At 69.1% G+C, this 26,551-nt stretch carries 31 protein-coding genes; 17 read left to right on the top strand and 14 right to left on the bottom strand.

The genetic code is table 11. The features are described from left to right. Nucleotides 1–3: 3 nt before the first annotated feature. Both AB0F44_RS04745 and AB0F44_RS04740 read right to left on the bottom strand, forming a co-directional pair. Entirely contained in the window at nucleotides 4–1,245 is a 1,242-nt protein-coding gene (locus AB0F44_RS04745) for an MFS transporter (protein WP_357353171.1), read from the bottom strand. Continuing rightward, entirely contained in the window at nucleotides 1,242–1,754 is a 513-nt protein-coding gene (locus AB0F44_RS04740; RefSeq protein WP_357353169.1) for a helix-turn-helix domain-containing protein, read from the bottom strand. Before AB0F44_RS04740 ends, AB0F44_RS04745 begins: the two co-directional genes overlap by 4 nt. A 112-nt stretch (nucleotides 1,755–1,866) precedes the next feature. On the opposite strand from AB0F44_RS04740, the gene AB0F44_RS04735 reads away from it, so the two are divergent. Next, nucleotides 1,867–2,355, top strand: coding sequence for a sigma-70 family RNA polymerase sigma factor (locus AB0F44_RS04735; RefSeq protein ID WP_357353167.1), 489 nt, complete (start codon nucleotides 1,867–1,869; stop codon nucleotides 2,353–2,355). Continuing rightward, nucleotides 2,352–3,473 (top strand): hypothetical protein, encoded by a 1,122-nt coding sequence (locus AB0F44_RS04730; protein ID WP_357353165.1) that lies wholly within the window; start codon nucleotides 2,352–2,354, stop codon nucleotides 3,471–3,473. Before AB0F44_RS04735 ends, AB0F44_RS04730 begins: the two co-directional genes overlap by 4 nt. On the opposite strand, the gene AB0F44_RS04725 is transcribed toward AB0F44_RS04730, so the two are convergent. Beyond that, a complete protein-coding gene (locus tag AB0F44_RS04725) occupies nucleotides 3,470–4,117 on the bottom strand; it encodes an MOSC domain-containing protein (RefSeq protein WP_357353163.1) in 648 nt (215 codons plus the stop codon). The two genes, AB0F44_RS04730 and AB0F44_RS04725, sit on opposite strands and share 4 nt — an antisense overlap. An 88-nt stretch (nucleotides 4,118–4,205) precedes the next feature. Between AB0F44_RS04725 and AB0F44_RS04720 the strand changes: the two genes are divergently transcribed. Continuing rightward, on the top strand, nucleotides 4,206–4,697 hold the full coding sequence (locus AB0F44_RS04720) for a SigE family RNA polymerase sigma factor (RefSeq protein ID WP_357353161.1): 492 nt from the start codon (nucleotides 4,206–4,208) through the stop codon (nucleotides 4,695–4,697). Further along, complete coding sequence (locus AB0F44_RS04715) at nucleotides 4,694–5,533, top strand: hypothetical protein (protein ID WP_357353159.1); 840 nt, start codon at nucleotides 4,694–4,696, stop codon at nucleotides 5,531–5,533. Before AB0F44_RS04720 ends, AB0F44_RS04715 begins: the two co-directional genes overlap by 4 nt. A gap of 6 nt (nucleotides 5,534–5,539) precedes the next feature. On the opposite strand, the gene AB0F44_RS04710 is transcribed toward AB0F44_RS04715, so the two are convergent. Then, entirely contained in the window at nucleotides 5,540–6,448 is a 909-nt protein-coding gene (locus AB0F44_RS04710; protein ID WP_357353157.1) for an aminoglycoside phosphotransferase family protein, read from the bottom strand. Nucleotides 6,449–6,502: 54 nt separating this feature from the next. On the opposite strand from AB0F44_RS04710, the gene AB0F44_RS04705 reads away from it, so the two are divergent. Next, nucleotides 6,503–7,027, top strand: coding sequence for a cupin domain-containing protein (locus AB0F44_RS04705; protein WP_357353155.1), 525 nt, complete (start codon nucleotides 6,503–6,505; stop codon nucleotides 7,025–7,027). Here AB0F44_RS04705 and AB0F44_RS04700 read toward each other — a convergent pair. From AB0F44_RS04700 to AB0F44_RS04690, 3 genes are all read right to left on the bottom strand, one after another. After that, a complete protein-coding gene (locus tag AB0F44_RS04700; RefSeq protein ID WP_357353153.1) occupies nucleotides 7,012–7,464 on the bottom strand; it encodes an NUDIX hydrolase in 453 nt (150 codons plus the stop codon). The two genes, AB0F44_RS04705 and AB0F44_RS04700, sit on opposite strands and share 16 nt — an antisense overlap. A gap of 31 nt (nucleotides 7,465–7,495) precedes the next feature. Then, nucleotides 7,496–7,972, bottom strand: coding sequence for a pyridoxamine 5'-phosphate oxidase family protein (locus tag AB0F44_RS04695; RefSeq protein WP_357353151.1), 477 nt, complete (start codon nucleotides 7,970–7,972; stop codon nucleotides 7,496–7,498). Nucleotides 7,973–8,051: 79 nt separating this feature from the next. Continuing rightward, nucleotides 8,052–9,011 carry a WYL domain-containing protein gene (locus tag AB0F44_RS04690; protein ID WP_357353149.1) on the bottom strand — a complete coding sequence of 320 codons (960 nt, stop codon included), beginning with the start codon at nucleotides 9,009–9,011 and terminating at the stop codon, nucleotides 8,052–8,054. Between the two features lie 85 nt (nucleotides 9,012–9,096). Between AB0F44_RS04690 and AB0F44_RS04685 the strand changes: the two genes are divergently transcribed. Beyond that, nucleotides 9,097–9,504 carry a VOC family protein gene (locus AB0F44_RS04685; protein WP_357353147.1) on the top strand — a complete coding sequence of 136 codons (408 nt, stop codon included), beginning with the start codon at nucleotides 9,097–9,099 and terminating at the stop codon, nucleotides 9,502–9,504. A gap of 105 nt (nucleotides 9,505–9,609) precedes the next feature. Continuing rightward, a complete protein-coding gene (locus AB0F44_RS04680; RefSeq protein ID WP_357353145.1) occupies nucleotides 9,610–10,191 on the top strand; it encodes a hypothetical protein in 582 nt (193 codons plus the stop codon). On the opposite strand, the gene AB0F44_RS04675 is transcribed toward AB0F44_RS04680, so the two are convergent. From AB0F44_RS04675 to AB0F44_RS04660, 4 genes are all read right to left on the bottom strand, one after another. After that, nucleotides 10,178–10,531 (bottom strand): hypothetical protein, encoded by a 354-nt coding sequence (locus AB0F44_RS04675; RefSeq protein WP_357353143.1) that lies wholly within the window; start codon nucleotides 10,529–10,531, stop codon nucleotides 10,178–10,180. The genes AB0F44_RS04680 and AB0F44_RS04675 overlap by 14 nt on opposite strands. A 91-nt stretch (nucleotides 10,532–10,622) precedes the next feature. Continuing rightward, nucleotides 10,623–12,491, bottom strand: a complete 1,869-nt coding sequence (gene lepA / locus AB0F44_RS04670) for a translation elongation factor 4 (RefSeq protein WP_357353141.1) — start codon at nucleotides 12,489–12,491, stop codon at nucleotides 10,623–10,625. Between the two features lie 61 nt (nucleotides 12,492–12,552). Next, nucleotides 12,553–13,482 (bottom strand): hypothetical protein, encoded by a 930-nt coding sequence (locus AB0F44_RS04665; RefSeq protein ID WP_357353139.1) that lies wholly within the window; start codon nucleotides 13,480–13,482, stop codon nucleotides 12,553–12,555. A 33-nt stretch (nucleotides 13,483–13,515) separates the two neighbouring features. Next, entirely contained in the window at nucleotides 13,516–13,884 is a 369-nt protein-coding gene (locus AB0F44_RS04660; protein ID WP_357353137.1) for a YciI family protein, read from the bottom strand. A gap of 37 nt (nucleotides 13,885–13,921) precedes the next feature. Here AB0F44_RS04660 and AB0F44_RS04655 point away from each other — a divergent pair, with 37 nt between their 5' ends. Then, nucleotides 13,922–15,166 carry a sigma-70 family RNA polymerase sigma factor gene (locus AB0F44_RS04655; protein ID WP_357353136.1) on the top strand — a complete coding sequence of 415 codons (1,245 nt, stop codon included), beginning with the start codon at nucleotides 13,922–13,924 and terminating at the stop codon, nucleotides 15,164–15,166. On the opposite strand, the gene AB0F44_RS04650 is transcribed toward AB0F44_RS04655, so the two are convergent. Continuing rightward, complete coding sequence (locus tag AB0F44_RS04650; protein ID WP_357353134.1) at nucleotides 15,139–15,582, bottom strand: hypothetical protein; 444 nt, start codon at nucleotides 15,580–15,582, stop codon at nucleotides 15,139–15,141. The genes AB0F44_RS04655 and AB0F44_RS04650 overlap by 28 nt on opposite strands. A gap of 188 nt (nucleotides 15,583–15,770) precedes the next feature. Here AB0F44_RS04650 and AB0F44_RS04645 point away from each other — a divergent pair, with 188 nt between their 5' ends. The 8 genes from AB0F44_RS04645 (at nucleotide 15,771) to AB0F44_RS04610 (ending at nucleotide 22,917) form a co-directional block, all read left to right on the top strand. After that, on the top strand, nucleotides 15,771–17,342 hold the full coding sequence (locus AB0F44_RS04645) for an alkaline phosphatase D family protein (protein WP_357353132.1): 1,572 nt from the start codon (nucleotides 15,771–15,773) through the stop codon (nucleotides 17,340–17,342). 78 nt (nucleotides 17,343–17,420) lie between these two features. Then, nucleotides 17,421–17,723 (top strand): hypothetical protein, encoded by a 303-nt coding sequence (locus tag AB0F44_RS04640; protein WP_357353130.1) that lies wholly within the window; start codon nucleotides 17,421–17,423, stop codon nucleotides 17,721–17,723. After that, the gene (locus AB0F44_RS04635) at nucleotides 17,723–18,781 is read left to right on the top strand and encodes a hypothetical protein (RefSeq protein ID WP_357353128.1); all 1,059 of its coding nucleotides are present in this window, start codon (nucleotides 17,723–17,725) and stop codon (nucleotides 18,779–18,781) included. Before AB0F44_RS04640 ends, AB0F44_RS04635 begins: the two co-directional genes overlap by 1 nt. Further along, nucleotides 18,778–19,275: a DUF4919 domain-containing protein gene (locus AB0F44_RS04630; RefSeq protein ID WP_357353126.1), complete on the top strand. Its 498-nt coding sequence runs from the start codon at nucleotides 18,778–18,780 to the stop codon at nucleotides 19,273–19,275. Before AB0F44_RS04635 ends, AB0F44_RS04630 begins: the two co-directional genes overlap by 4 nt. After that, nucleotides 19,275–20,345 (top strand): hypothetical protein, encoded by a 1,071-nt coding sequence (locus AB0F44_RS04625; protein WP_357353124.1) that lies wholly within the window; start codon nucleotides 19,275–19,277, stop codon nucleotides 20,343–20,345. Before AB0F44_RS04630 ends, AB0F44_RS04625 begins: the two co-directional genes overlap by 1 nt. Then, entirely contained in the window at nucleotides 20,342–20,839 is a 498-nt protein-coding gene (locus tag AB0F44_RS04620; protein WP_350712926.1) for a DUF4919 domain-containing protein, read from the top strand. Before AB0F44_RS04625 ends, AB0F44_RS04620 begins: the two co-directional genes overlap by 4 nt. Before the next feature lie 21 nt (nucleotides 20,840–20,860). Continuing rightward, nucleotides 20,861–21,916: a hypothetical protein gene (locus tag AB0F44_RS04615; RefSeq protein WP_357353122.1), complete on the top strand. Its 1,056-nt coding sequence runs from the start codon at nucleotides 20,861–20,863 to the stop codon at nucleotides 21,914–21,916. Nucleotides 21,917–21,972: 56 nt separating this feature from the next. Continuing rightward, nucleotides 21,973–22,917 (top strand): hypothetical protein, encoded by a 945-nt coding sequence (locus AB0F44_RS04610; protein ID WP_357353120.1) that lies wholly within the window; start codon nucleotides 21,973–21,975, stop codon nucleotides 22,915–22,917. On the opposite strand, the gene AB0F44_RS04605 is transcribed toward AB0F44_RS04610, so the two are convergent. Further along, entirely contained in the window at nucleotides 22,902–24,761 is a 1,860-nt protein-coding gene (locus AB0F44_RS04605; protein ID WP_357353118.1) for a long-chain fatty acid--CoA ligase, read from the bottom strand. The two genes, AB0F44_RS04610 and AB0F44_RS04605, sit on opposite strands and share 16 nt — an antisense overlap. 310 nt (nucleotides 24,762–25,071) lie before the next feature. Between AB0F44_RS04605 and rpsT the strand changes: the two genes are divergently transcribed. Further along, nucleotides 25,072–25,332: a 30S ribosomal protein S20 gene (gene rpsT / locus AB0F44_RS04600; RefSeq protein ID WP_355227897.1), complete on the top strand. Its 261-nt coding sequence runs from the start codon at nucleotides 25,072–25,074 to the stop codon at nucleotides 25,330–25,332. Between the two features lie 208 nt (nucleotides 25,333–25,540). Here the strand turns inward: rpsT and holA are convergent, their stop codons facing one another. Then, on the bottom strand, nucleotides 25,541–26,524 hold the full coding sequence (gene holA, locus AB0F44_RS04595) for a DNA polymerase III subunit delta (RefSeq protein ID WP_357353116.1): 984 nt from the start codon (nucleotides 26,522–26,524) through the stop codon (nucleotides 25,541–25,543). Nucleotides 26,525–26,551 lie beyond the last annotated feature (27 nt).

Raw genomic sequence — 26,551 nt, 5'->3', positions numbered from 1 at the left:
CCCTCACGAGGTCGCGGACATCTCGTCCTGGCCCGCACGCTGCAGCCGTCGCACCGACGGTACGGCGAGCGCGGCCAGGCAGACCGCGGCGTAGAGCACGCCGCTGACGAGGAAGACCGACCGCTCCCCGAACCATGCCGCCAGCGGCCCGAAGAGGAGCTGCCCGATCGGCATCGCGAGGAACGAGCCGAGCGCGTCGTAGGAGTAGGCGCGGGAGAGCATCTCGCCCGGGACGTTCTCCTGCATCGCCAGGCTCCAGCCGAGGCTGAAGATCTCGATCCCGGCGCCGGCGAAGGCCATCGCCACGATGAGCGGCAACGTCTCCGGCCAGAGCGCGAGCGCGAAGAAGGGCAGCGAGAACGCCATGATCCCGAACATCCCCGCTCGCAACGGCCGCCGGATCGTGGCCCGCATCAGCAGGATCGTCATGACGAGCATCCCGGCCGCGAGCGCGGAGTTGGCCAGGCCCCAGCCCTCGACGCCGAGCGAGGAGGACTTCGCGTACGCGGGACCCAGCACATGCAGCCCGCCGGACTGGATCGCGTTGAGGATCATGAAGGCGACCACCACGACCCACAGCCAGGTGGTGCTCCGGAAGTACGTCCACCCGGCCCGCAGGTCCTCGATCGCCGAGGTCTTCTCCGCGTCCGCCGGACGCGGCGGGATCCGTACCGGGAGCAGGAAGATCGCCGCGAGCAGCCAGGTCAGGGCGTCGACCGCCAGGGCCCAGCCGGCACCGACGCCGACCACGAGAGCGGCCGCGACCGACGGGCCCAGGATCGTCAGGGTGCTGCGCGACATCGACAGCAACAGGTTGGCCGGCTGCAGGTCCTTCTTCGCCACCAGCTGCGGCACCATCCCCTGCATCGCAGGGAAGGCCATCGCCATCGTGGTGCCGTTCATCGCCTGCAGGACGACCAGATGCCAGATCTCGGCGTGCCCGGTGATCACCAGTGCCGCCGCGGCCGCCTGGGTCACGGCCGAGGCCACGTTGCTCAGCTGCAGCACCAGCCGCCGCGAGAACCGGTCGGCGATCACCCCGCCGATCAGCAGGAACACGACCATCGGGATGGTGTGCGCGGCGACGACGTAGCCCAGCGCGGAGGCCGAGTCGGTCACCTCGAGCACCGCGAACGCGAGCGCCACGTGCGACATCGACGACCCGGCGAGGTTCACGAACCGCGAGGCGAAGAACCATCCGAAGTCGCGCTCCTTGAGGACGAAGAGGCTTTCCCGGACGCTCACTTGTCCTCGCCCATCACGAAGGCGGAAGCGGTCAGGTTCACGTGGATCGTGCCCTCCGTACGCGGCGGGCGAGCGTTGTCGTGGAGCAGACCGCTGGCCTCCCGGACGAGGTCGTGGACCCGCTGCCAGACCTCGGGGTCGACCCACATCTCCGCGTCCGAGACGATGGCAGGTCCGTCGGCGCGCGAGCGGCGGCGGCGTACGAGCTCCTCGGCGATCGCGCGGGTGTGGACCTCGTCGTCCTCCTTGGACGGCGGCCCCTGGGCAGCGTCGCGGCGCCAGACGTACCGATACCGCTTCGCGACCCCACCGCGGATCCGCTCCTCGCCCGCGACCTCGATCAGCCCGGCGCTCTCGAGCAGCCGGAGATGGTAGGAGGCGTTGGCGTGCGTCAGGTCGAGTTCGCGCGCCACCTCCGCCGCCGACAGCTCCGCACCCGTCAGCAATGACAGCATCCGGAGCCGCAGCGGGTGCCCGGCCGCCCGCAGCCGCGAGATCTCCTCGTCCACCCAAACCTCCCAAGAGTTGTTTGGGAGTGAGTCTGGTGAGGCCGGGCAGAACCGTCAATGAGTTATTTGGGTCGCGCCTAAACCGATAATGGCTGCTGTGCGTCATCCAGGCGTGAGCCGAGAAGAATTCACCGACTTCTACGTCGGCGCCAAAGACCGCTGCCTGCGTGCCGCGATCGCTACCGGCATGGATCCCGGCCGGGCCGAGGAAGCGACCGCCGAGGCCTTCGCACGCGCCTGGTCGCGCTGGCCGACGGTCAGACTGGCCAACTCCCCGGCCGCATGGGTGGTTCGCACCGCGATCAACGTCGACATCTCCTGGTGGCGCAAGCGCCGCCGCGAACTGACCGTTCCCGAGACTCCCGAAGAGCTCCCCCGCAACGACTCCGACAACGACACCGACCACGACCTGTTGGAGGCCGTACGCCGGCTGCCACCGCGTCAACGCGAGGTGGTCGCGCTGCGCTACTTCCTCGACCTCGATGCCGAGACGACCGCCCACGAGCTCGGTATCGCTCGCGGCACCGTCTCCGCCTCGCTCCACCATGCGCTCAAGACTCTGCGGCTGCAGCTGACCAACCCCGAAGGGATGCTGTCATGAACGACATCGAGACCTTGCTGCGCAACAGCAGTCGCCAGACCCTCGACACCCCTGCCACCGAGATCCTGCGCCGGGGTGACCGGATGCGTCGCCTCCGTCGCGGCTCGAAGGCGGTCGCCGCCGTCGCCGCCTTCTCGCTCGCCGGGGTCATGGCGTACGTCGCGATCCCCGATCGGCTGATCGACTCGAACATCGCCACCCCGGAACCGTCGACGTCGGACGCACCCCAGCAGAAGACTCCGGTCGACTGGTCGGGCGACCCGACCAACCTCACGTCCGAGGAGCTCGACACGCTGAGCAAGCGGTGCCTGGAGACGGCCTGGGCTGACGTGAAGTCCCGGTACGGCTACGGCTCCGAGGCGAACAATGCCATCGACCCCGATGAAGTCGAGGAGATCCCGTCAGACACCTGGCCATTCCTCGCCGAGAAACGCGGAGCGACAGCCAAGGCGATCTTCAAGGGCACCGACTATGCAGTGACTTGCTCGACCTCGACGAACCCCCAGCGGAGCGCGACTGCCGGGCCCGACTTCACCATGGTCTTCGGGACGCCGGAGTTCTGGGGCTCCCTTGCGGAGACCGGGCCATGGGAGGACTTCTCTCGTGGAAGCGTCGGCGACGGCACGGAGTTCCTGCTCCCCCTCCCCGAGAAGATGAACGTCACCGAGGTGGTCTTCACCTCGAGCGGCGAGGACTTCCCGGCGACCGTCGTCAACGGCGTAGCGGTCGCCTGGACCGACCACAAGGTCGACGCCGCGTCGGCAACGTTCCGCGCCTACGACGCCGACGGCAGTCTGGTCCATCCCGAGCCGGGTGACGTGGTGCGGGAACCGCCGACCACCGAGTGGACCGAGACCGCAGAAGGGGTCCGGGTGACGCGATCGCTCGGCAACGAGACGTTGGAGTCCGCCTGGTTCTGGGTCGGCAAGCAACGGTTCGACGCGACCATCACCGAGGACAACATGGCCGTCGCGCTGATCCCGGCCGGGAGGCTCACCACGGACCAGCTGAACAAGCTCGAGATCCAGGGCATCTCCCCCGAGGGTTACTACTTGCGCGGTTGCGGCAAAAAGCGCGACGCCGAGAGCCACGACGATCGCACGCACTGCGGTCCTTAGCGCTGGGCTGCGACGTACTTCTCCGCCGCCGCCCGCGGCTTGTCCCCGAGCCCATCGATGCCGATGAGCCTCGGGAGCAGGCTGCGGTCGGTGGTGAGCGCCTTGAAGAGCGTCGAGACGGTGATGCCGTGGTCGGGGCGGTGGACGACCACGATCTCGTCGCCGGCCTGCAACTGTCCCTCCTCGAGGACGCGAAGGTAGGGCCCCGGGCGCGCCTCGGCGGCGAACTTCTTGACCCACTGGGCATTGTCGTAGCCCGAGACGCCCATCCAGTTCTTGAAGTCGTTGCACGGCGTACGCACGCTGCAGATCTCCAGCAGCACCGTCCCGATCCGCCACTGCTCCCCCACCAGAGCCGCGTTGATGTCGATCCCCTCGGTGGTGAGGTTCTCGGCGAACTGCCCGTCACGAAGCGTCACGCCCAACCGCGAGCCCCATACGTCGAGGTCCTCGCGGGCGAAGGCGTAGACCGCCTGCTCCTCACCGCCGTGGTGACGCCGGTCGGTCTGCGTGTCGGTCACGATGCCCTCCGTGCCGACGGTCACCGGCTCGGGCGTGGCGAGCTTCTCCATCGAGGTGGCGCCCACCTCCGCCCACTCGGCGGGCTTGGACTGACCGATGTTCACGCTTCGCACGATGGGCATGGCCGCGATTCTCCCGTGGCTCACGAGTACGGTCGAACGGGTTTCCGGCGAGAAATGTCGATGGCCGCCTAAAGGGAACCGAGGGCTGGTGCGTCAACAGGCTGTGAACTTCGACGAGTTCGGTGCGTTCTACGCCACCCACAAGGACCGCTGCCTGCGAGCCACCGTCGCGAGCGGGGTCGACCCGGCGCGCGCCGAGGACGCGGTGGCCGAAGCGTTCGCCCGTGCCTGGGCACGGTGGCGGACGGTACGCAACGCCCGATCGCCTGCTGCCTGGGTCGTACGCACCGCGGTCAACGCCGACATCTCCTCGTGGCGGAAGCGCCGCCGCGAGGTCGGCCCACCCCAGGACGAACGCAGCGACCAACCCGACCTCGAGAGGCGCAGCGACCTCATCGCCGCCGTGCGCCGCCTGCCCAAGCGGCAGCGCGAGGTGGTGGCGCTGCGCTACATCCTCGACCTCGACACGGCGACCACGTCGGCCGTGCTCGAAATCTCGCAAGGCACCGTCTCGGCCCACCTGCACCAGGCGCTCGCCACGTTGCGCGCCGACCTCGCCACCGAAGGAGCTCGCTCATGAGCCTCGACCTCGAAGACGAGCTGCGCACCAGCAGCGACCTCACCCTCGACCGTCCGCTCGCGGCCATTCGGGTCCGCGGGGACCGGCTCCGCCGGCGGCGTACGTCACTGCTGACCGCCGCCGCTGCCGGTATGTGTCTCGTCGTGACCGGGGTCGTCCTCGCCGGTCTCGGACGTAGCCCGCTGGCGATCGATCTCGCGCCCGCGGACCAGAGCACCTCGCCGTCTCGTCCGGAGCAGGTGCTCACCTGGGGCGGCGAGCCCACCAACGTCACCGACGCCGAACTGGCAACGATCAAACGCAGCTGCCTCCCCATGGCCGCCCAGGACGTCGCCGACACGGGCGGCATAGACCCGTCGATGCCGGACACGATCGATCCCGATCAGGTCTATCCGATCTTCGCGGAGAGGCGCAACGACTTCGGGCCGGAGCACGACAACGAGCTGCGCGCGTACTTCCTGACCGACGACTACCTCATCGACTGCCGCGCCTACACGACCGACTCCAGCTCGCCGAAAGCCGAGGACGTCGTCGGGGCGGCAGACCGGATCAGGCCTCACCCCGGCATGGGCCTGTCAGGGAACTCCAGCACCTCTTGGACCACGAACTGGATCGGCTTCATGTCGCCCGTTCCCGCCGAGGCTGTCTCCGTGAAGTTCTTCATCGGCGGCAAGTACGTCGACGGCGCCGTCAACAGCGGGATCGCCGTCGCCTGGTTCAGCGCGGAGGGGGTGAAGAAGAGGCAGGACAGCGTCGGCTATGCGGCCTATGACGCCGCCGGGAAGCTGGTCGCTGGGTCCACGCCGGTCCCGAGCGAAGCCTGGCCGACCGACTAGATGCCCTCAGTCCTGGACCGCCTTCGCGACCGAGATCATCGCGGTGATCCACTCTTTATCAGGTCCAGCCTTGTCGGGCGCCTGGTTGTCCTCGACCTCGTCCTTGACGTTGACGACCAGGCGCAGCACCGCCCAGGCCCGGGCGCGGTCCTCGTCGAGCTCGGCGGCGTCGACGAGGGCGAAGAACCGGCCCCGTACGCCGTCGCGGATCCGGCCGGCGTACTCGTCGAAGCGGTTCCAGAGCATCGGCGCGAGCTCGTAGTGCGGGTCGCCGGAGAGGGGCTTCGGGTCGATCACCAGCCACTCCTCGCGATCGCCCTGGAGCACGTTCTCGAAATGCAGATCGGTGTGGATCAGCTTCCCGTCGGTGGCCTCGTCGGCGGCGAAGTCGCGCGCGATCGCCCGGGCCTGCTCGACCATCCGCGGCGGCACCGGAAGCCGCCGCTCCTTCTCCCCCAGCTCGCTCGCCCAGCGGGCGGCCTGCGCCGACAACGTACGCAGCTGCGGCGGAGCCGGGACGTGCAGCCGCCGGTAGAACCCGCCCACGATCTCGCACGCCTGCACGTCCCAGAGCTCCGAGAGGTCCTCGGTGTGGAGCCGCTCCAGCAGCAGCGCGAAGCGCTTCGGGTCGGCCCGGAGAAGGCGTACAGCACCCCGACCGCCCCAGGTCTGCAGCGCCAGCGCCTCGTGCTCGGCCTCCCAGTGCGGCCAGCCGACCTTCAGCACCGCCGCCTCGCCCTCGGTGGTCCGCACGGGAACGACGACCGCGGTGTTCCCGTGCGTCGCCTCGCCGTCCGGTGTCAGCGACCACTCCTCGAGCAGATCGCGCACCAGCCCGGGCAGCCGGTCGAGCCACGCTGCCCAGTCGGGACCGTTCGCCGCGAGTGCCACGAAGGAGTCTGGCAGCGGCGTCACGCGAGCCACCTTAATCCGCTTCCCAACCCCGGACGGATCGGGCAGGTTGTGCCCATGTCACTTCCAGAGTCGATGGGGACCAAAGGTGTTCCCTACCCGCCCGAGCGCTACGACGGCGAGGCCGGTGAGGTCTCGGCGTTCTACCGTCCCGACAAGACCGCGCCTGATCTCACCTATCCCAACGGCGTGAAGGTCGACTATCTCGCCACCGGAGCGACGACCGCGGGTGACTACGGGCTCTACCGCTGGCACTTCGGTCCCAACGAGACCGGCCCCGGGCCCCACTTCCACCGTGCCGTGGCCGAGTCGTTCTACGTGCTGACCGGGACCGTGCGGATCTACAACGGCGAGGAGTGGATCCCGGCCGGCGCCGGCGACTTCGTGCACGTGCCGGTCGGCGGCCTGCACGGCTTCCGCAACACCACCGACGAGCCCGCCTCGATGCTGCTCCACTTCACCCCGGGCGCGCCGCGGGAGGGCTACTTCGAGGGGTTGCGCGAGCTAGCCGAGGGCACCGAGCTCGGCCCGGACGAGATGGCCGAGTTCTACAAGCTCCACGACAACTACTGGGTCGACTGAGCGACCTTCAGGGCCGCGATCCCCATCCGGACGATGGGGCTCGTGGACTCGGCTTCGATCGCGGGGTCGTCCAGCCCGATCCACGCGGCGTAGTCGGTGGTTCCGCCGACCTCCAGCGTGCCCAGCTCACCGCCGACGATCCGGGCCTCGAAGACCACCCGGGTCGACTGGTAGGGCCGTCGCCCCGGGTCGAACGGCACGACGAACACGTCGGTCGTCAGCGGAGCTCCGACCTCGACGTCGTAGCCGGTCTCCTCCTTCACCTCGCGCATGACTGCGGCGGGCATCTGCTCGCCGTAGTCGACGCCGCCACCCGGCAGCGTCCAGCCCGGGTCGTTGCGGTGGTTGCCGTTGAACCAGCTCAGCAGGATCCGCCCCGCGTCGTCGACGATGACGGCGTACGCCGCCACCCGAGTGTCGTAGTCGGTGAAGTGCATCCCTGCGAGACTAGCGCGGACCAGCGGGAAGTCAGTCGAAGACGAAGGCAGTCGCGTCCTTCGGGAACGAGGTCCAGGCCCGGATCCGCCGTGGATGCACCGCCGGCGACCCTTCGACGTAGTGCTTCGCCTCGAAGACGTTCTCCCCGTACTCGGGATACTTCGCGTTCAGCAGCCCCGCGATCTCCTCGGCTGTCGCGGCGTCGAAGGTTGTCGTCCGCACCTCGCCCTCGATGACGACCAGCTTCCACGGGTCCGGCAGGTTCACCGTCACCTTCGGATGCTCGGCCGCGAGCCGCCGGTGCAACGTCTCCGGGCTGCCGCCGTAGACCAGCTTGTCCTCGAACCAGATCCCGTCCAGCGGCGTCACGTGCGGACTCCGCCCCGGCCTCTCGAACGCGAACCAGAACTGCTTCGCCTCGACCAGCCGCTGGCGTACGTCCTCCCACGCCATCAGCTCGCTCGGCGTGCCATATCCCTCCGGAAACCGAACCTGTTCTGTACGCATCGTCACTCCTTCGACTCGTCGGCACACACGAGTAGATCACCGAACGCCGACCGCGCGCTTAGCCGATCTTGCGCGACTCTCAGCCGTACGCAGCCGCCAGCTCGGTCCCGATGCGAGCCAGCTCGTGACGTACGTCCTCGGGCCCTACGACCTCGATCATCGATCCCCATCCCGCCAGCTGCTCGGCGAGAGACCGGGCGGTGTGGGCGGCGACGCTCACCTCGATCCGCTCCTCGTCACCGACCGCAGGCGCGTCGCCGACCACGTCGAGGTAGGTGCCGAAGTGGTCGCGCAGAACCCACAGATGGCGGCGCCGCACAAGCACCGCGGCGCGGACCCGGGCCCGCCGCTCCTCCACGTACGCCACCACCCGCTGCCACTCCCTGGCCAGGTCGAATCCCTCGGGCCGATTCGCCGACTGCGCGGTCACCTCGACCGAGGCGACCCGGTCCATCCGATAGGTGCGCACGTCCGGGGCGCCGTCGCGGGTCGCCAGGAGGTACCACAGGTCGTCCTTCGCAACCAGACCCAGCGGATCGAGCAGGACCGTGCTGACGTGACCGGTCCGGCTGGTGTAGTCCAGGCGGATCTGGTGCCGGTCGATCACCGCCCGCTGCACCACGTCTACGACCTCGGGTCGCGAGCGACGTTGCTCGCCCCAGTCGCCGGCATCGAGCCGCACCGCCTCCGCGGCAGCGGCCGCGTCGGCCCGGAATGGGCTCGGCAGCGCCCGGAGCAGCTTGCGCACCGCCTGCTGCGCCTCGGGCGACGTGCCCGCACCCGGTCCGACCAGCGTGAACAGGGCCTGTGACTCGGGACCCGTCAACCCGCTCAGGTCGGTTCGCGCGCCCCCGACGAGGGACCAACCCCCTCCCCTGCCCGGCTGTGGGTAGACCGGCACGCCGGCCGACGACAGCGCCTCGAGATCGCGGCGGGCGGTGGCGACCGAGACCTCCAGCTCGACGGCGAGCTCGGCCGCTGTCACCCGGCCGCGCGCCTGCAACAGCAGGAGCGTGGCGATCATCCGCTCGGCTCGCACAGATCTGAGGCTGCCACACAAAGTGCTCATTCCGTGAGCACTTTGAGCGGAATCATGGGAGTCACCACCACGAAAGGAAGAGCACATGTTCCACGGATTCACCACGATCAACTACCTCGTCGACGACGTGAAGGCTGCTGCCGCCTGGTACCAGGAACTCCTCGGCGTAGCCCCCTACTTCGCACGCCCCAGCGCCGAGCAGCCGGCGTACGTCGAGTTCCGCATCGGCGACAGCCAGGATGAGCTCGGCCTCCTCGACCGCCGCTACGCACCGGAGGGCTACGAGTTCGCCAGCCCTGCCGGCGCGATCATGCACTGGCACGTCGATGACGTGCAGAAGGCGTACGACCACCTGCTCGCCCTCGGCGCGAACGGGCTGGCGGCCCCACGACCGCTCGGCGAACCCGGTTGGGAGATCGCCACCGTCGCCGACCCGTTCGGCAACGTGATCGGGCTCATGCACAGCCCGCACTACCTGGCGATGCGCGGATAGCCACCGTCGACATCAACCTGCCGACACTCCAAAAATTCCGGCGTACGCAGTCCGCTCGGTTCCTCGGCGCGGCCGCCCGCCGCTTGCTGTGATGGACTAGCCGGCATGCATTTTCGGGCTGCACCGTTGATCGTCCTGATCGCTGCCACGTCGGCCTGCGGGGCCGGCTCGGGGCCGGTGACGACTGACGCACCGACGCCGTTCTCGGCGTCCTCGACCTCGACGCCGAAGGGGTTCACCGCCGCCGAGTGTCCGGGGGCGATCGGCGGGAAGCGGGTGGTCTTGAGGCTGGACGTGCCGAAGGAGTTCGAGCCGGAGGCCACCGGCCCGAGCGACCAGACCCCCGGCGGCCAGTGCACCTGGCGTACGTCCGAGGACCGCTTCTTCAGCGTCCGGGTCGGCGAGAAGGAGTCGCTCGCAGACATGAACGACGAGCTGAAGGAGTTCGAGGACAGCGGCGGTGACGACGACGTCAAGGACGTCACCTACGACGCCCCGACCGACACCTTCGGCGACCTGGAGGGCGAGCGGCTCAGCTGGTGGTCCTACTCTGACGGCACGCCCTTCGACTGCGTCCAGGTGCAGGCCAACGGCATCCGCGTCTTCTGGCAGAACCCCGACGACATCGACCAGCGCCTCGACGACCTCGACGCAGTCCTCGACAGCATCGAGCTCATCCGCTCCTGACCGGCGGCGGCGCCATGGCTCGGCTGCCGCTCACGAAGATCAACCCCACGAGCATCACGGGCACGATCAATGTCCACATGGTCGGGAGCACCCCCGCGAGACATCCGACCGTCGTGAGGATGAACCCCGTCCTGGGTCGGCTGGGCAGCAGCAGCGTGCCGGCCAGGACGAGCACGCCGCCACCGACGAGCGTGCCGAACCAGAAGACAAGCCCGCCGTCCCCACTGCGTACGACCCGAACTGTCTCCGCCGCTCCCGCCGCGAGCAGCAGGCAGCCGACGAACAGCCCGTACCACCACACCCAGCCGTGGCCGCCCGAGCGCTCCTCATCGGATCGCATTCGCGTCCCCTCCCGTCTCGTCGCCCCCGGGAAAGGCTGTCTACCATCGAGCGTAAGGCGTAGCGGCTCCGGCGGCTCGACCAGCGGGGCTCTACTTCTTCCCGGCGGTCTTGTCGGTAGAGGGCTGAGTGGTGGAGAGCGCGGCGACGAAGGCCTCCTGGGGGACCTCGACGCGGCCGACCATCTTCATCCGCTTCTTGCCCTCCTTCTGCTTCTCGAGCAGCTTGCGCTTACGCGAGATGTCGCCGCCGTAGCACTTGGCGAGGACGTCCTTGCGGATGGCGCGGATGGTCTCGCGGGCGATGACGCGAGCACCGATGGCGGCCTGGATCGGGACCTCGAACTGCTGCCTGGGGATCAGCTCGCGCAGCTTGCCGACCATCATGACCCCGTAGGAGTACGCGGCTTCGCGGTGGACGATCGCGGAGAACGCGTCGACAGGCTCGCCCTGCAGCAGGATGTCGACCTTGACCAGGTCAGCGGCCTGGTCGCCGCTGAACTCGTAGTTCAGCGAGGCGTACCCCTTGGTCGAGGACTTGAGCTGGTCGAAGAAGTCGAAGGCGATCTCGCCCATGGGGAGGACGTAGCGCATCTCGACGCGGTCCTCGGAGAGGTAGTCCATGCCGCCGAGGGTGCCGCGCTTCTTCTGGCACAGCTCCATGATCGTGCCGATGTAGTCGGACGGCGAGAGGATGGTGGCCTTGACGACCGGCTCGCGGACCTCGCGGATCTTGCCCTCGGGGAACTCCGAGGGGTTGGTGACGATGTGCTCGGAGCCGTCCTCCATGATCACGTCGTAGACCACGTTGGGGGCCGTCGAGATGAGGTCGAGGTTGAACTCGCGCTCGAGACGGTCGCGGGTGATCTCCATGTGCAGCAGACCGAGGAACCCGACGCGGAAGCCGAAGCCGAGCGCGCCCGACGTCTCCGGCTCGTACGTCAGGGCAGCGTCGTTGAGCTGCAGCTTGTCGAGCGCCTCGCGCAGCACCGGGTACTGGTCGCCGTCGATCGGGTAGAGCCCCGCGAAGACCATCGGGTTGGGGTGGGAGTAGCCGCCGAGCATCTCCTTGGCCGGGCGGTTGTTGCCGGTGACGGTGTCACCCACGCGCGACTGGCGTACGTCCTTCACACCTGTGATCAGGTAGCCGGTCTCGCCGACGCCGATGTGGTCGGCCTTGACCGGCTCCGGGCTGATCACGCCGAGCTCGAGCATCTCGTGGACCGCGCCGGTCGACATCATCTTGATCTTGTCGCGGTGGGTCAGCTTGCCGTCGAAGACCCGGACGTAGGTGACCACGCCGCGGTAGGTGTCGTAGACGGAGTCGAAGATCAGCGCCCGCGCGGGAGCGTCCGGGTCGCCGACGGGAGCCGGAGTCTGGGCCACGATCTCGTTGAGCAGTCCCTCGACGCCCATCCCGGTCTTGGCCGAGACCTGGAGTACGTCCTCGGGCTCGCAGCCGACGAGGTTGGCCAGCTCCAGGGCGTACTTCTCCGGGTTGGCGGAGGGCAGGTCGATCTTGTTGAGCACCGGGATGATGTGCAGGTCGGCACCCATCGCCAGGTAGAGGTTGGCCAGGGTCTGCGCCTCGATGCCCTGCGCCGCGTCGACGAGCAGGATCGCCGCCTCGCACGCCTCCAGCGACCGGGACACCTCGTAGGTGAAGTCGACGTGGCCGGGGGTGTCGATCATGTTGAGCACGAACGTCTTGTCGGCGTCGTCGCCCTCGGTGACCGTCCACGGCATCCGCACGGCCTGGGACTTGATCGTGATCCCGCGCTCGCGCTCGATGTCCATCCGGTCGAGGTACTGCGCCCGCGCGGCACGCTCGTCGACCACACCGGTCAGCTGCAGCATCCGGTCGGCCAGCGTCGACTTGCCGTGGTCGATGTGGGCGATGATGCAGAAGTTGCGGATGATCGCCGGATCAGTGGAGCCGGGCTGTGGCGCGGAGTGAGTCACAGGCTGCTTTCGTAGATGCTCAAGAACGGGGGCGGGTACGTCACCGCCTATTGTCCCACGCTCAGTACTGATGGAACCAAAGCGGCAGCTGCACCGACTCGCCGGGGCAGGTCACGTTGCGGTCGCGGCCGTCCTCGAGCCACTGCACCATCACCGCGGCGCCGCCCTGGAACATCCAATCGCCACCGCACCGCTCCAGGGCCGCGGCCCGCGATGCCTCACCCGCCGGGCGCCACTCGGGCAGCTGCAGCTGCAGGTCGCCGACGATCGGCGTCCACAGGCCCTCGATCGAGTAGACCCCGACCCGCTTCCCGGCGTCCTGGTAGCCGGCCAGGGCGCCCTTGACCACCGCCTGGTTGGCTTCGACATCGTCGGACCACTCCCAGACAGCGACCGGCTCGACGTCGAGCCAGACCGAGGGCGACTCCAGGCCAGCGCGCTTCATCTCCTCGAGATTCCACACCGCCTGCTGGTAGCCGACGTTGGTCAGCCGGCCGATCTTCGTGTCCGGGTCCCCCGGCCCCTCGCCGCCGTACTCACGGATCGTGGCGTCACGGGGGTAGGAGGTGACCGCATAGGCGGAGGTCATCACCTTGTTCTTCTTGGCCCACTCGACCTGCGAGGCCAGGCACGGGTTGGGGGTGAACGCCGGACCGTTGGTGAGCCCGATGACGACGTACTCCGCCGAGGCGAGCGGCATCGGCAGCCCCAGCGTCCGACGCTCCTTGATGCCCATCCCCTCGGGGCACTGCGGCCAGCTCAGGTCACCGCCCTCGACGATCCCGCGGTCGTCAGCAGGCGGGACGGACGGGATGTCGAGCGACTCCGGCGCGCGTGGTGGCGCGCTCGCCGACGTCTCGGGTGCCGTGATCGCGGGCATCGACGGCGAGGCGGACTCCGCCTCGGCCGGAGGCTCCGCGGCGCAGCCGAACAGCACCGGCGCCACCAGGAGCAGCAGCACAGCGGCGTACATGTTCTTTCTCGCCCACATCACCGCAGATACTGCCACCCGCATCCCAGCGGGTCACACCTGTGCGAAGTCATCCCCCATCACCGGCCGGATCTCGATCGGCTCCCCGAGGACCGCGACGATCCGCGACACGATGTCGATGGCGCGCTCCTGGCTGGCGACGTCGATGACCGCGAAGCTGGCCAGCACCTCCTTCAGCTCGGCGAACGGCCCGTCGGTCGCGACCGGACCGTTCTCGCCGGGCCGGACCGTGACCGACACCGCCGGGTGCCCCAGACCTTCGGTGCTGACCAGCTCGCCGTTGGCGACCAGCTCCTCCTCGAACTTCTGGTACTCCGCGAACGCCGCGAGCGCCTCCTCGGAGGCCGTCTCGGAGGCGTCCCAGGCGTCGGCGGGCGTGTATCCCAGCAGCAGGTATTTCATGCCCCGAAACTAGTCCCCGAAACTAGGCTCTGTCGGCATGACCGGACCAGCGGCGCTCGAGGACCTGTTGCGGGCCGAGGCGCCGTACGTCCTGAGCGCCCTGGTCCGCCGCTTCGGCCGGTTCGAGGCGGCCGACGACGCTGTCCAGGAGGCACTGCTGGACGCCAGCGTCCAGTGGGCGCGCGACGGCGTTCCGGAGAACCCGCGCTCCTGGCTGACCAGGATCGGCTACCGGCGGATGGTGGACCTGCTCCGCTCCGAGCAGGCGGCCCATCGCCGCGAGCTCCAGGTCGGGATCGCCGAGGTGGTCACTCCGGCCGGCCCGGCGGCGGAGACCGACGACAGCCTGACGCTGTTGCTGCTCTGCTGCCATCCGGCGCTGTCGCGGACCGGGCAGGTGGCGCTCACGCTGCGCGCCGTGGGCGGGCTGACGACGACCGAGATCGCCCATGCGTACGGTGTCCCGGAGAACACCATGGGCACCCGGATCAGCCGGGCGAAGCAGACGCTGCGCAAGGCCGGCGCCCGCTTCACACCACCCGGGGAGAGCGAGCGCGCCGATCGGATCGGCGGCGTGCTCGACGTGCTCTACCTCGTCTTCAACGAGGGCTACACCGCCACCGCCGGCTCCGAGCTGGGCCGGGTCGACCTGGCGCACGAGTCGATCCGGCTGACCCGGATGCTCGCGCGGATTACTCCCGACGAGCCCGAGGTCGCCGGTCTGCTGGCGCTGATGCTGCTCACCGAAGCGCGGCGGCCGGCACGCACCGACCCCGACCTCGGCCTGGTGCCGCTCGCCGAGCAGGACCGCTCCCGCTGGGATCGCGCGTTGATCGAGGAGGGGCTGGCCGTACTGGAGGAGGTGTGGGGGCGGAGTGATCCCGGGCCCTTCCTGCTCCAGGCGGCGATCGCCGCCGTCCATGCCCACGCGGAGTCCGCCACGGACACCGACTGGCGCGAGATCCTCGGCCTCTACCTGCTGCTGGAACGTACGCTGCCCACCGCGCCGGTCCGTCTGGGCCGCGTGGTCGCGGCGGCTCACGCGTTCGGCCCGGTGGTCGGCCTGCAGTTGCTGGACGAGCTCGACGCGAAGCACGGCCTCGCCGGCGATCCGCTGACCGCGCAGCGGGTCCTCGCGGTGCGGGCGCACCTGCTGGACCAACGGCACGACCCGTCCGCAGCCGCCCAGTTCCGGGCGGCTGCGGAGCTGACCGCCAACGAGGCCGAACGCGACTACCTGCTGCGGCGTGCGGATCAGGCCCGGGTCATCGTCGACTCGTAGCCGCCTTGGCCTGCATAGTCCCACTCGCCGGTCATCACGTCGCCGGTCTCGTCGAAGGTGCCGACGAACTTCACCGGCGAGCCCTTCTCCCCACCCCAGATGGTGAGGGTGTCGCCGTCGAGCTCGTAGACGTAGTCGAGGGTGGCGCCGGTGTTGTCGTAGTAGCGCGAGTGCACGTCGGCGCTCGGCTCCTCACCGAAGGGGCGCAGGTTGCCGATCACCTCGATTCCCGTCGTGACCTGGCCGAACTGCTCCAGGCGTACGTCCTGCAGCAGGAAGTAGCCGCCTTCCATCCAGCGGTAGGTCACCTCGCCGTCCGCGCCACCGGTCACCTTCCAGGTGCCGATGAGCCGGTCCAGGGCGCGGACGCCGGGGCTCGGTGCGGGCATGGCGGGCATGGCGTACTCGTCGTTCATGATGTCGCTCCTCAGGTGCGGCCGGCATCTCCGGCCTTCACCCCTCTCTCGGAGCCCGCCCGGCGTTCTCGACATCCGGGTGAAAGAAATTCTTCTTCCACCCGGGGACGGCACCCTTGGCGTACGTGTTCACCGACACGACCCGCGGAACTCACCGGTCGTTCCGCCGGAATCGGCAGGTTTGGTCCATGACCCCACTCAACCGCCGCTCCGTCCTCGGCCTCGGTGCCGCCGCCGGTGCCGGACTCGTCATCCCCACGACCGCTGCAGCCGCCAACGCCGTCTCGACCTCCGCCCCCGCCTTCGTCCGCGGCAACCGCCCGGCCCTCACCCACGGCGTCCAGTCCGGCGACGTCGGCGCCCGCGGCGGTGTCCTGTGGAGCCGCGCGGACAAGACCTCGCGCCTGGTCGCGGAGATCTCGGCCGACGAGTCTTTCCGCCGAGCCCGGCCCGTGAGCGGTCCGGTGGTGACCGCGAAGAGCGACTTCACCGGAGAGCTGAAGGTCGACGGCCTCGAGGCGGGGCGCGACTACTTCTACCGGGTACGCGCCGTCGACCCCGACGACCCGCGACGCGGCAGCGCCTGGGAGATGGGCCGACTGCGTACCGCCCCGGCAGGTCGCCAGGACATCCGGTTCCTGTGGTCCGGCGACATCGCCGGGCAGGGCTGGGGCGCCAACCCCGACTTCGGTGGCTTCCGGATCGCGCCCGCGATGGCGGCGCGCGAGGCCGACTTCTTCCTGAGCTCCGGCGACAACGTCTACGCCGACGGCCCGCTCACCTCGACCGTGACCCTCCCCGACGGACGGGTCTGGAACAACATCGTCACCGAGGAGAAGGACAAGGTCGCCGAGACGCTGGCCGAGTTCCGCGGGCAGTACGCCTACAACCTGCTCGCCGACAACTGGCGCGCGTTCCTCGCCCAGACGCCGATCGTGGCGCAGTGGGACGACCACGAGGTCACCAACAACTGGTACCCGGGCGAGATCCTCCCCGACGACGGCCGCTACACCGAGCGCCGTGTCGACGTCCTCGCGGCCCGTGCGAAGCAGGCCTTCCACGAGTACATCCCGGTCGGCGACGCCTCCCCCGACCCCGACGGCCGGATCTACCGCAAGCTCTCCTACGGCCCGCTGATGGACCTCTTCGTCCTCGACATGCGCACCCACAAGGACACCAACACGACCAACGCCGAGACGAGCGCCGACGGCGGCGTGCTCGGCGAGCGTCAGACGAAGTGGCTCCTGCGCGAGCTGGCCGCCTCCCGTGCCACCTGGAAGGTCATCGCCGCCGACCTGCCGATCGGCCTGGTCGTCCCCGACGGCACCCTGCAGGAGGGCATCTCCCAGGGCGACGCCGGCGCCCCGCTCGGCCGCGAGCTCGACATCGCCAAGGTCCTGACCGGGCTCAAGCGCCTCGGCATCCGCAACCACGTCTGGCTGACCGCCGACGTCCACTACACGGCGGCGCACTCCTACTCGCCGGACCGCGCGGCCTACCAGGACTTCGACCCGTTCTGGGAGTTCGTCTCCGGCCCGCTCAACGCCGGCGCCTTCGGCCCCAACAAGCTCGACCCCACCTTCGGTCCGGCCGCCGAGTTCGTGGCCGCTCCCCCGGCCGCCAACACCTCACCCGCCGACGGCTTCCAGTTCTTCGGCGAGGTCGAGATCGACGGACGTACGCAGCAGCTCACCGTCACCCTCCGTGACGTCGACGGCGGAGCGCTATTTACGAAGACGCTGGACCCGAGTTTCCGTTAGGGTCTCCCGGCTAGGGCGTGTCTCTCCGAAGACACGCCCTAGCCGTCTCCCGTTCGGGCCCAGGAGGACCAGCAGACCATGAGCGAAATTCATGTCGTCCCCAAGGACATGAAGACATCCATCGGCATCGCCACGGACGCCGAGAGCGCCGTACGCAAAGCCGATTCCGCCGGCTATCTGACCAAGGCGGGCGCTGCGGTCCCAGGGGCGGAGTCGGTCACCTACATGTCCGATCTCGGCAACCGCTGGACCGATGAGACGAAGGCCGCGGCCGACAGCTCCCAGAAGCTGGCCGCGGAGATGCAGAAGGCTCTCGACGAATTCGAGGCCGCAGACAAGGCCGCCAGCGAAAAGGCCGGAAAGGTCATGGGCCCCAACTGATGGCGGTCACGTTCGGCCAGGTCAAGACCTGGAAGGCGGCACCATTGGGTGACGCCGGCGACGGGCTCAAGGCCGACCTCCGCAACCTGGAGACCAGTCGCGACGAGCTCGAGGCCAACGGCGTGGCCAAGTCCTGGACCGGTGTCGCCGCCGACGCCGCTCGCGGCCACCGCGACACTCTCGTGGCCCAGCTGAGCAGCCACATCACCGGCAAGCAGCAGATGCAGAAGGCGCTCTACGCCGCCGAGCCCCAGGTCGAGGCCATCGAGCGCCTGGTCCAAGGCATCCTGGACCGGGCCAAGACGAACGAGTTCAACGTCAGCGACGACGGCACGGTGACCAGCACCGCCACCCCACCGACGTTCAAGAACCGCTACGAAGCCGAGGAATGGGGCAACAGCCGCCAGACCGTCGCCCAGGAGCTCGCCGACGACATCACCGACACCCTCGCCAAGGCGGCCGGTGTGGACCAGATCCTCACCGACGGCATCCCCTCCGGCACCGACCAGTCGCTCGACGACACCCGCGAGCAGCGCGGGATGGCGTCCCCCGAGACCGCCGAGCGGTGGGCCCAGCTCACCGACGCCGAGAAGCAGGCGATCATCGACCAGAAGATCAAAGAGCTCGCCGAGGAGTACGGCGTCGAGGTCGAAGACATCGTCTGGGACGGCACACTCGGCAACACCAACGGCTCGTGGAGCGAGGGCGACCACACCGTACGCCTCAACCCGAACCGCCTCCAGGACCCCGACATCCTGCACACCGTGGCCCACGAGCTGCGTCACGCCCGGCAGTACGAGGCGATCGAGGACAACAACGACTTCCAGTTCTGGTGGGAGGACGACCCCTTCGACGCGCACGAGGAGGACGGCATCACCGAGGAGCAGGCCGAGGAGTGGGAGGAGAACTTCGACGACTACAAGAGCACCGACAACGGCGCCACGTTCGAGGAGTACTACAACCAGCCCGTCGAGGCAGATGCCCGCAAGTCCGGTCGTGAATATCTCGACACCGTGTCACCCGAAGAGCTCGACCGTCTCCTGAAGGAGTCGAAATGACGACGTACGCCGACCTGGTCACCGCCTACCTCGACGACCCCGGCCCCGAGACGCTGGCGCCGCTGCGCCGCGCGGTCCGCAACTCCGCCAACTTCACCATCGACCTCGACCTCAGCGACGTCGACAAGCTGCTCGCCGACGGCAATTACGCCGAGGCCGCGAACGCGCTGCGGGCACTCATGCCCGGGGCGATCTTCAGCCCGTCCGCTCACCTGCGCCTCGCGACCGCTCTGGAGCGCTCCGGTGAGGAGCGCTCCGCCGCCCGCGAGCGCCAGGTCGCCAGCGCCGCCCTGCGGAGCATCCGGGCGAGCGGCGACGGCACCGAGGAGCACCCCTGGACCGTGCTGCGGATCAACGACGAATATGACTTGCTCCGCGCGCTCCAGAAGGTCCCCGGCCGCCAGGATCTCCTGGAGGCCGACGGGCGGCGTATCGACCGCCACACCTGCACCGACGGGACCCTCGCTCACTTCGACGCGACCGCGCTCGTCTGATGGCGATCACGTTCGGCCAGGTCAAGACCTGGAAGGCGGCACCGCTGGGTGACGCCGGCGACGGCCTCAAGGCCGACCTCCGCAAGCTGGAGACCAGCCGCGACGAGCTGGAGGCCAACGGCGTGGCCAAGTCCTGGACCGGGATGGCGGCGGACGCCGCCCGAGGGCACCGCGACGGTCTCGTCAAGGACCTCAGCAGCCACATCACCGCCAAGCAGGAGATGCAGAAGGCGCTCTACACCGCCGAGCCCGAGGTCGAGGCCATCGAGCGACTCGTCCAGGGCATCCTCGACCGGGCCAAGACCCAGGAGTTCACGGTCAGTGACGACGGCACGGTGACCAGCACGGCCACCCCACCCACGTTCAAGAGCCGCTTCGAGGCCGAGGAGTGGGGCAACAGCCGCCAGAACGTCGCCCAGGAGCTCGCCGACGAGATCGAGAAGGCACTGGCGAAGGCGGTCGGCGTCGACGCGATCCTCGCCCGCGGCCTGCCGACCGGCATCAACGAGCAGGGCGACGAGTACGGCAACATCGACCCGGCCATCGCGGAGAAGTGGGAGACGCTCAGCATCGAGGAGCGCAAGGCCGTGCTGGAGGCCATGGTCAAGAAGATCGCCGCGGAGAGCGGCGTCGACATGCCCACCATCGACTGGGACGCCCTGGCGAACGACAAGTGGGACAGCAACGGCGTCACGTTCGGCTACTGGAGCGACGAAGAGCCGACTATGGCGCTCAACCCCAATGTGCTCGACAACCCCGGCATGCTGATCAACACCGTCGCCCACGAGGTCCGTCACGGTCGCCAGCACGAGGCCATCGACGACAAGAACGACTGGCAGTTCTGGTGGGAGGACGACCCCTTCGACGAGCACAAGGAAGACGGGATCACCGAGGAGCAGGCCGAGGAGTGGGAGGAGAACTTCGACGACTACAAGAGCACCGACAACGGCGACTCCTTCGACGAGTACTACAACCAGCCCGTCGAGACCGACGCTCGCAACTCGGGCCGTGACTACCTGAACAACCTCACCGAGGAGGAGTTCAACCGGCTCCTGGAGGAGTCCCGATGACGACGTACGCCGACCTGGTCTCCGCCTACCTCGACGACCCCGGCCCCGAGACCCTCGGGCCGCTTCGCCGCGCCGTCCGTGGCGCGGCCAACTTCACCGCCGATCTCGACCTCGACTCGGTCGACAGGCTGCTCGCCGAGGGGTCGTACGCCGCGGCCGCCGCCGAGCTGCGGCGGGCCATGCCGGGGGCGATCTTCAGCCCCTCGGTCCACCTGCGGATGGCCACCGCGCTGGAGCAGTCCGGCGAGGGCCGCGCCGCCGCCCGCGAGCGCCAGGTCGCCGGTGCCGCGCTGCGCAGCATCCGCTCCACCGGCGACGGCAGCGAGCAACATCCGTGGTCGGTGCTGCGTATCAACGACGAGTACGACATGCTCCGAGCCCTCGACAAGGTCCGGGACCGCCAGGACCTCGTCGAGACCGGGGGCCGTCGACTCGACCGCCTCACCTGCACCGACGGCACCGTCGCCTACTTCGACGTGTCCTCGTTCGCCTGACCGATCTCTCCAGAAGGACCGATGAAACCCCGAACGTACGTCCTCAGCGTCCCGCTCATCGGCGTGCTCGCCGCCGCGCTCCTGGCCGGGTGCGCCGGCGACCCCGACCAGGACGGCTGCGACATCTCCGCGCTCGGGACATCCGGTGACTCGATCAGCCTGGCGGCCGCGGTCATGCCCTCGCGGCTCGACCCTGGCTCGCTGGTCGCCGGCCCGGACGGGAAGTACGTCGTGGCCAGTTGCACCGACGGCACCTGCCGCTGGAACGCAGCCGGTGGTGCGTACGAGACGATCTCCGAGACCGGCTACGGCGCCATCAGCCCCGACCTCACGCTCGTCGCACGGAAGGTCGGTTGCTCGGACATCGCGCTGGTCGAGGTGGACGGCGACAAGCAGACCCAGCGGCTCGAGGGCCTGCCGAACCCGAAGGTCACCGATGCCAGCCCGGTCGGCGAGATCGCGTTCAGCCCCGACGGGCGGCTCGTGGCCGGCGCCGGGCTCGAGGGCGACCTGATCATCTGGTCGGTCGAGGACGGGGACGAGGTGGCGAGCACCGACCTCGGCAACGGTGTCGGATCCATCTCGTTCAGCCCGGACGGTGACCTGGTGGCGGTTGCCTCCGGCGACAGCGTCTCGGTCCTGGAGGCCGAATCGGGCGACGAGGTCGGCACCGTCGCGGCCGCGAACGTCGCCGACCCGGTCTGGAGCCCGGATGGCCGCTGGATCGCCGGTGTGACCACCGAGGGCTACCCCACGATCTGGGACGCCAAGACGCTCGAGGCCGCCGAGACGCTTCCAGGTCACCCGGTCGCCGCCGTCGCCTTCTCCCCCGACTCTCGCTCGCTGGCTGCCACGAGCGACTCCGACGATGCCGGGCTGATCCTGTGGGCACCCAAGGCGCTGGGCGGTGCCGGCGAGTCCCGTGACCTCGTTCGGACCGCGTTGTCGGGCTCGAAGGTGATCTTCAGCCCCGACGGGAAGACCCTCTACACCGCGTCGGCCGAGGAGGGCGTCGCCGCCTGGGACGTCGCCACGGGCAAGCCCGCCGCACAGCTCGACCAGCCGCCGATGTCGTAGCCACCGGTGCCGTGGTGCGCTGGCGCATCATGGCCGGCGTACACAAGGATGTGGGCGTGAGCGCGATCCCGACGAACATCCCGCACGGGCAGACCGCCCGCCGCCTGGAGTGGCCCCACCTGCCGCCTTTCCTGCGGTCCTCGATCGAGAAGCGGCTCGGCGGTGGGCCCGTGGTCTCGGCGGAGTCGCACGGGGCCGGGTTCACGCCGGGGTTCGCCTCGGTGCTGACCTGCCGGGACGGCTCCCAGCACTTCGTGAAGGCGGCCTCCGCCAAGGCTCAGCGCGACTCCGCGGCGCTCTACCGGGAGGAGGCGGCGAAGCTGAAGAAGCTCGCCGGCTGGGTCCCCGCCCCCAAGCTGAAGTGGTTCGACGACGGCGAGTGGGTGGTCCTGGCCTTCGAGTACGTCGAGTCGCGGCTGCCGTCACGGCCCTGGACGCCCTCGGACCTCGAGGTCGTCTCGCAGGCGCTGGTCGAGACCGCGGCCGCGCTCACCCCGGCGCCGGGCATCGGCTGGCCGACCTTCGCCGAGGAGCACGCCTCCTACCCCGCCCTGTGGGACCGGGTGGCCGGCTACCCGTATGCCGACCAGGCTGCCGAGCTCGCCGCCGGGTTCGCGGAGCACACGGCCGGCGAGACGCTGGTCCATCTGGACGTACGCGACGACACCATCCTCATCCGCCCCGACGGTGGTGTCCTGCTGGTCGAGTGGACCTGGCCGGTCCTCGGCGCCGACTGGATCGACTCGCTCCTGCTGCTGGTCGGGCCGCGCGGCGACGGCCTCGACGCCGAGTCGTTCCTGGCCGCCCATCCGCTGCTGTCGCAGGCCGCACCGGAGGCCATCGACTCCGTCCTGGCCCTCTTCGCCGGCTACTTCCTGGCCGCCGCCGACCAGCCGGTCAAGACGACCTCGCCCCACCTCCGCAGAATGCAGCGGTGGCAGGGCGAGGTGTGTCTGGACTGGCTGGCGGAGCGCCGAGCCTGGGATCAGGACCCGGCGTAGAAGGCGTCGATCCGCGCCTGCTCCTTCGCCTCGACGACGTTGCGCTTCACCTTCAGGGACGGGGTGAGCTCACCGCTCTCGACGGTCAGGTCGTGCTCGAGGATCTCCCACTTCTTGATGGTCTCCCAGCGGTTGAGGCCCGCGTTGAGCTCGTCGACGTAGCCGCCGATCAGCTCGCGCACCTGCGGCGAGGTGACGATCTCCTCGTAGGACTTCCCCTCCAGACCGTGGGAGGCGCCCCAGGCGGTGATCGACTCGGGGTCGAGGGCGATCAGCGCGCTGACGAAGTTGCGGTTGGCACCGAAGACCAGGAACTGGCTGGTGTAGGGGCACAGCGCGGCGAACTTCGACTCGATCGCCGGCGGCGCGACGTACTTCCCGCCCGAGGTCTTGAAGAGCTCCTTGATCCGGCCGGTGATGGTGATGTAGCCCTCCTCGTCGATCGAGGCCTTGTCACCGGTGTGGTACCAGCCCTCGGCGTCGAGCGCCTTGGCGGTCTCCTCGGGCAGGTTGTGGTAGCCCGGCATCACGTGCGGGCCGCGGATGAGCAGCTCGTCGTTCTCGCCGATCTTCACCTCGCTGCCCGGGAACGCCTTGCCGACGGTGCCGAGCTTGTTCTCCTGCAGAGTGCCGACCGACGCGCCTGCGGCGTTCTCGGTCGAGCCGTAGCCCTCCATGATCAGGATCCCCGCGGCCCGGAACCACTCGGCGATCTCGCGGTTGAGCGGGGCCGAGCCGGAGATGAAGAACCGTACGCGGCCACCGAAGCGGTCACGGACCTTGCTGAGCACCAGCTTGTCGAGCACGGCGTGCTTGAGCGCGATCGAGGTCGGCACGGACTTGCCCTCGCGCAGCAACCGGTCACGGGCGATGCCGTTGGCGAAGGCGGCGTCGAAGAGCTTCTTCTTCACGCCACCGTCGTTCTCGACCATCATCGTGATCCTGGCGTGCACCTTCTCGAAGATGCGCGGAGCGGCGCCCATGAAGGTCGGCTTCACGATCGCCAGGTTGTCGACGATCTTGTCCATCCGGCCGTCGATCGCGGTCGGGAAGCCGCAGGCGATCTGGACCGAGAGCAGCACCTTGCCGAAGACGTGCGACATCGGCAGCCACAGGAACTGCAGGTCGTCGGGGCCGAGCACGTCGCCCTTGGCCCGGAATACCTCGCCCTCGTAGACCCAGGCCCGGTGGAGCAGGCGTACGCCCTTCGGCCGGCCGGTGGTGCCGGAGGTGTAGACCAGTGTGGCCAGGTGGTCCGGCGTGATCTTTGCCGCGGTCTCCTCGATCAGGTCCGGGTGGTCGGCGAGGTACTTGTCGCCGATGACCGCCAGGTCGTCCAGGCCGATGACCCGCTCGCCGTCCGTCTCGCCGTCGAAGGTGATCACCTTGACGATCTCGGGCAGGTCGGCGGCCCTCTCGGCGATCTTGGCGAGCTGACCGTCGTCCTCGGCGAAGACGAAGCGGCACTCGGCGTCACCGAGGATGTAGGCGGTGTCGTCGACGTTGGTCGTCGGGTAGACCGTCGTGGTGGCGCCGCCGGCGAGCATCACCGCGAGGTCGGCGATGATCCACTCGTAGCGTGTGGTCGAGGCGATGCCGACCCGCTGCTCGAGCTCGAGGCCGAGCGAGACGAGGCCCGCGGCGAGCCGGCTGGCCAGGTCGCTGGCCTCCTTCCAGGTCAGCGACTTCCACTCCTCTCCGCCTGCCTCGGTCGTCGAGCCGACCACGGGATAACGGAACGCCTCCGCATTCGGGGTCGCCTTGACCCGGTTGAGGAAGTGAAGGGCGAAGTTCGCCGGCATCTCGTCGAGGAATGCGAGATCGATCGCGGACTGGGTCGGCATGATTCTCCTGGCCTGCAGTGTGTGCGTGGGGGGTGAACGGTGGGCGGTTAGCACGAGAGGGACCGCGCGGGGGACCCTAGACGCTGGAGCCGAGCCGCAACAGGGGGTTCCGCCGGAAATCTCGTGACCGAGATCACCACAGCCTACCCCGGAGTAGCTATGGGAGGTACGGCGATTTGAGGCCAAACGACGCGAGTCTGTAATCTTGACCGCAAGCGTGTTCGCGTAGGCCTCTCCCCTCTCATTTCCCCGAGGGGCCGGATTGAGAGCTCGCACCACCACACGTCGAAGCACTGGAGATCATTCACCCATGGCGAACATCAAGTCGCAGATCAAGCGCAACAAGCAGAACGAGAAGGCGCACGAGCGCAACAAGGCCGTCAAGAGCGAGCTCAAGACCGTCATCCGCAAGTTCCACGCCGCCGCCGAGGCCGGCGAGAAGGACGCTGCGGTCGAGACCGCCAAGGTCGCCACCAAGAAGCTCGACAAGGCCGCCTCCAAGGGCGTCATCCACAAGAACCAGGCCGCCAACCGCAAGTCGGCGATCGCCAAGAAGGCTTCCTCCCTCTGAGGTAAGCCCCGCCGAAGCCCCCGTCCTTAGCGACGGGGGCTTTCGTCATTTGCCGAGACGTCCCGCCCCTGCCGAGACGGCACTTACGTCGGCCGAAACGTCACTTGCGTCGGCCGAGTTGGCACCGTACTGCCGTCTCGGCCGACGTACCTGACGCCTCGGCCGTCCTAGGTGACGCCTCGGCCGACCGGGGTGACGCCTCGGGGGGTCAGCGCTGGCGGAGGGAGGCGAGGGTGAGGACGAGGCGCTCGAGCGTGTACGCCGGGTCGCTGGCGGCGCCCTTGAGGTCGGCGTCGGCTCGGGCGACCGAGCGGAGGGCCTCGCCGATGCCTTCGCGGGACCAGCCGCGGGCGAGGCCGGCGATGGACTTCTGCTTCCAGGGCGGGGTGCCGCTGTCGCGGATGCCGGCGACGTGGTTGGCGACGGTGCGCAGCTGGCCGGCCACGGCGGAGAGGACGTAGACCGGGGAGGAGCCGGTGTCGAGGGCCCAGCGGATCTCCTCGAGGGCCTTGACCCGGTCGCCGGAGATGATCGCGTCGGCGATCACGTAGTTCTTCACCTCGGCCCGGCCGCCGAAGTATTGCTTCACATGATCCAGGCCGAGTCGCTTCGCCTCGTTGTCGCCGGCGAGCTGGCTCGCTGCGGCCGCCAAGGCGCGGAGGTCCTGGCCGACCGCCTGGATCAGGAAGTCGGCGCCCTCCTCGTCGATGCTCGCTCCGTGGAGCCGCATCTCGGCCTTCACGAAGCTACCGAACTCACGCGCCTTCAGCTCGACGGACTTGTGCTCGGTCACCTTCGGGAGCTTGCGGAGCTTGGCGAGCGTGCCGCTGCCCTTCTGCCCGCCGCCGTGGACAAGGACGAGCCCGACCTCCTCCGACGGCATCCCGGCGTACTCCATCAGGCCCGCGACCGACTCGTCCGGCAGGTTCTCCAGGTTGCGCACCACGACGCACCGGATGCTCGAGAAGAGCGAGGGCGCGCTCAGCTCGCCGAGCGTGGCCAGCGTCAGGTCGGCGGCGGTCGCCTCGGAGACCTCAGCCTCGGCGTCGTAGGCCTTCACCGCGGCCTTCGCGGCCGCGACCGTACGCTCCCCCAAGAACTCCTCCTTGCCAGTCACCAGCATCACCCGACCCAGGACGTCGGAGGCCGAGAGGTTGCCGGTGGGGCTCGGTGCGGAGGCGGTGCGTGCCATGCCCAAACCCTCCCACACGGCACCGAC

The organism is Nocardioides sp. NPDC023903 (genome assembly GCF_040639295.1).
GTDB lineage: Bacteria > Actinomycetota > Actinomycetes > Propionibacteriales > Nocardioidaceae > Nocardioides.
The sequence above is the reverse complement of the archived record's forward strand: the minus strand, read 5'-3'. Positions and strand labels throughout refer to the sequence as shown.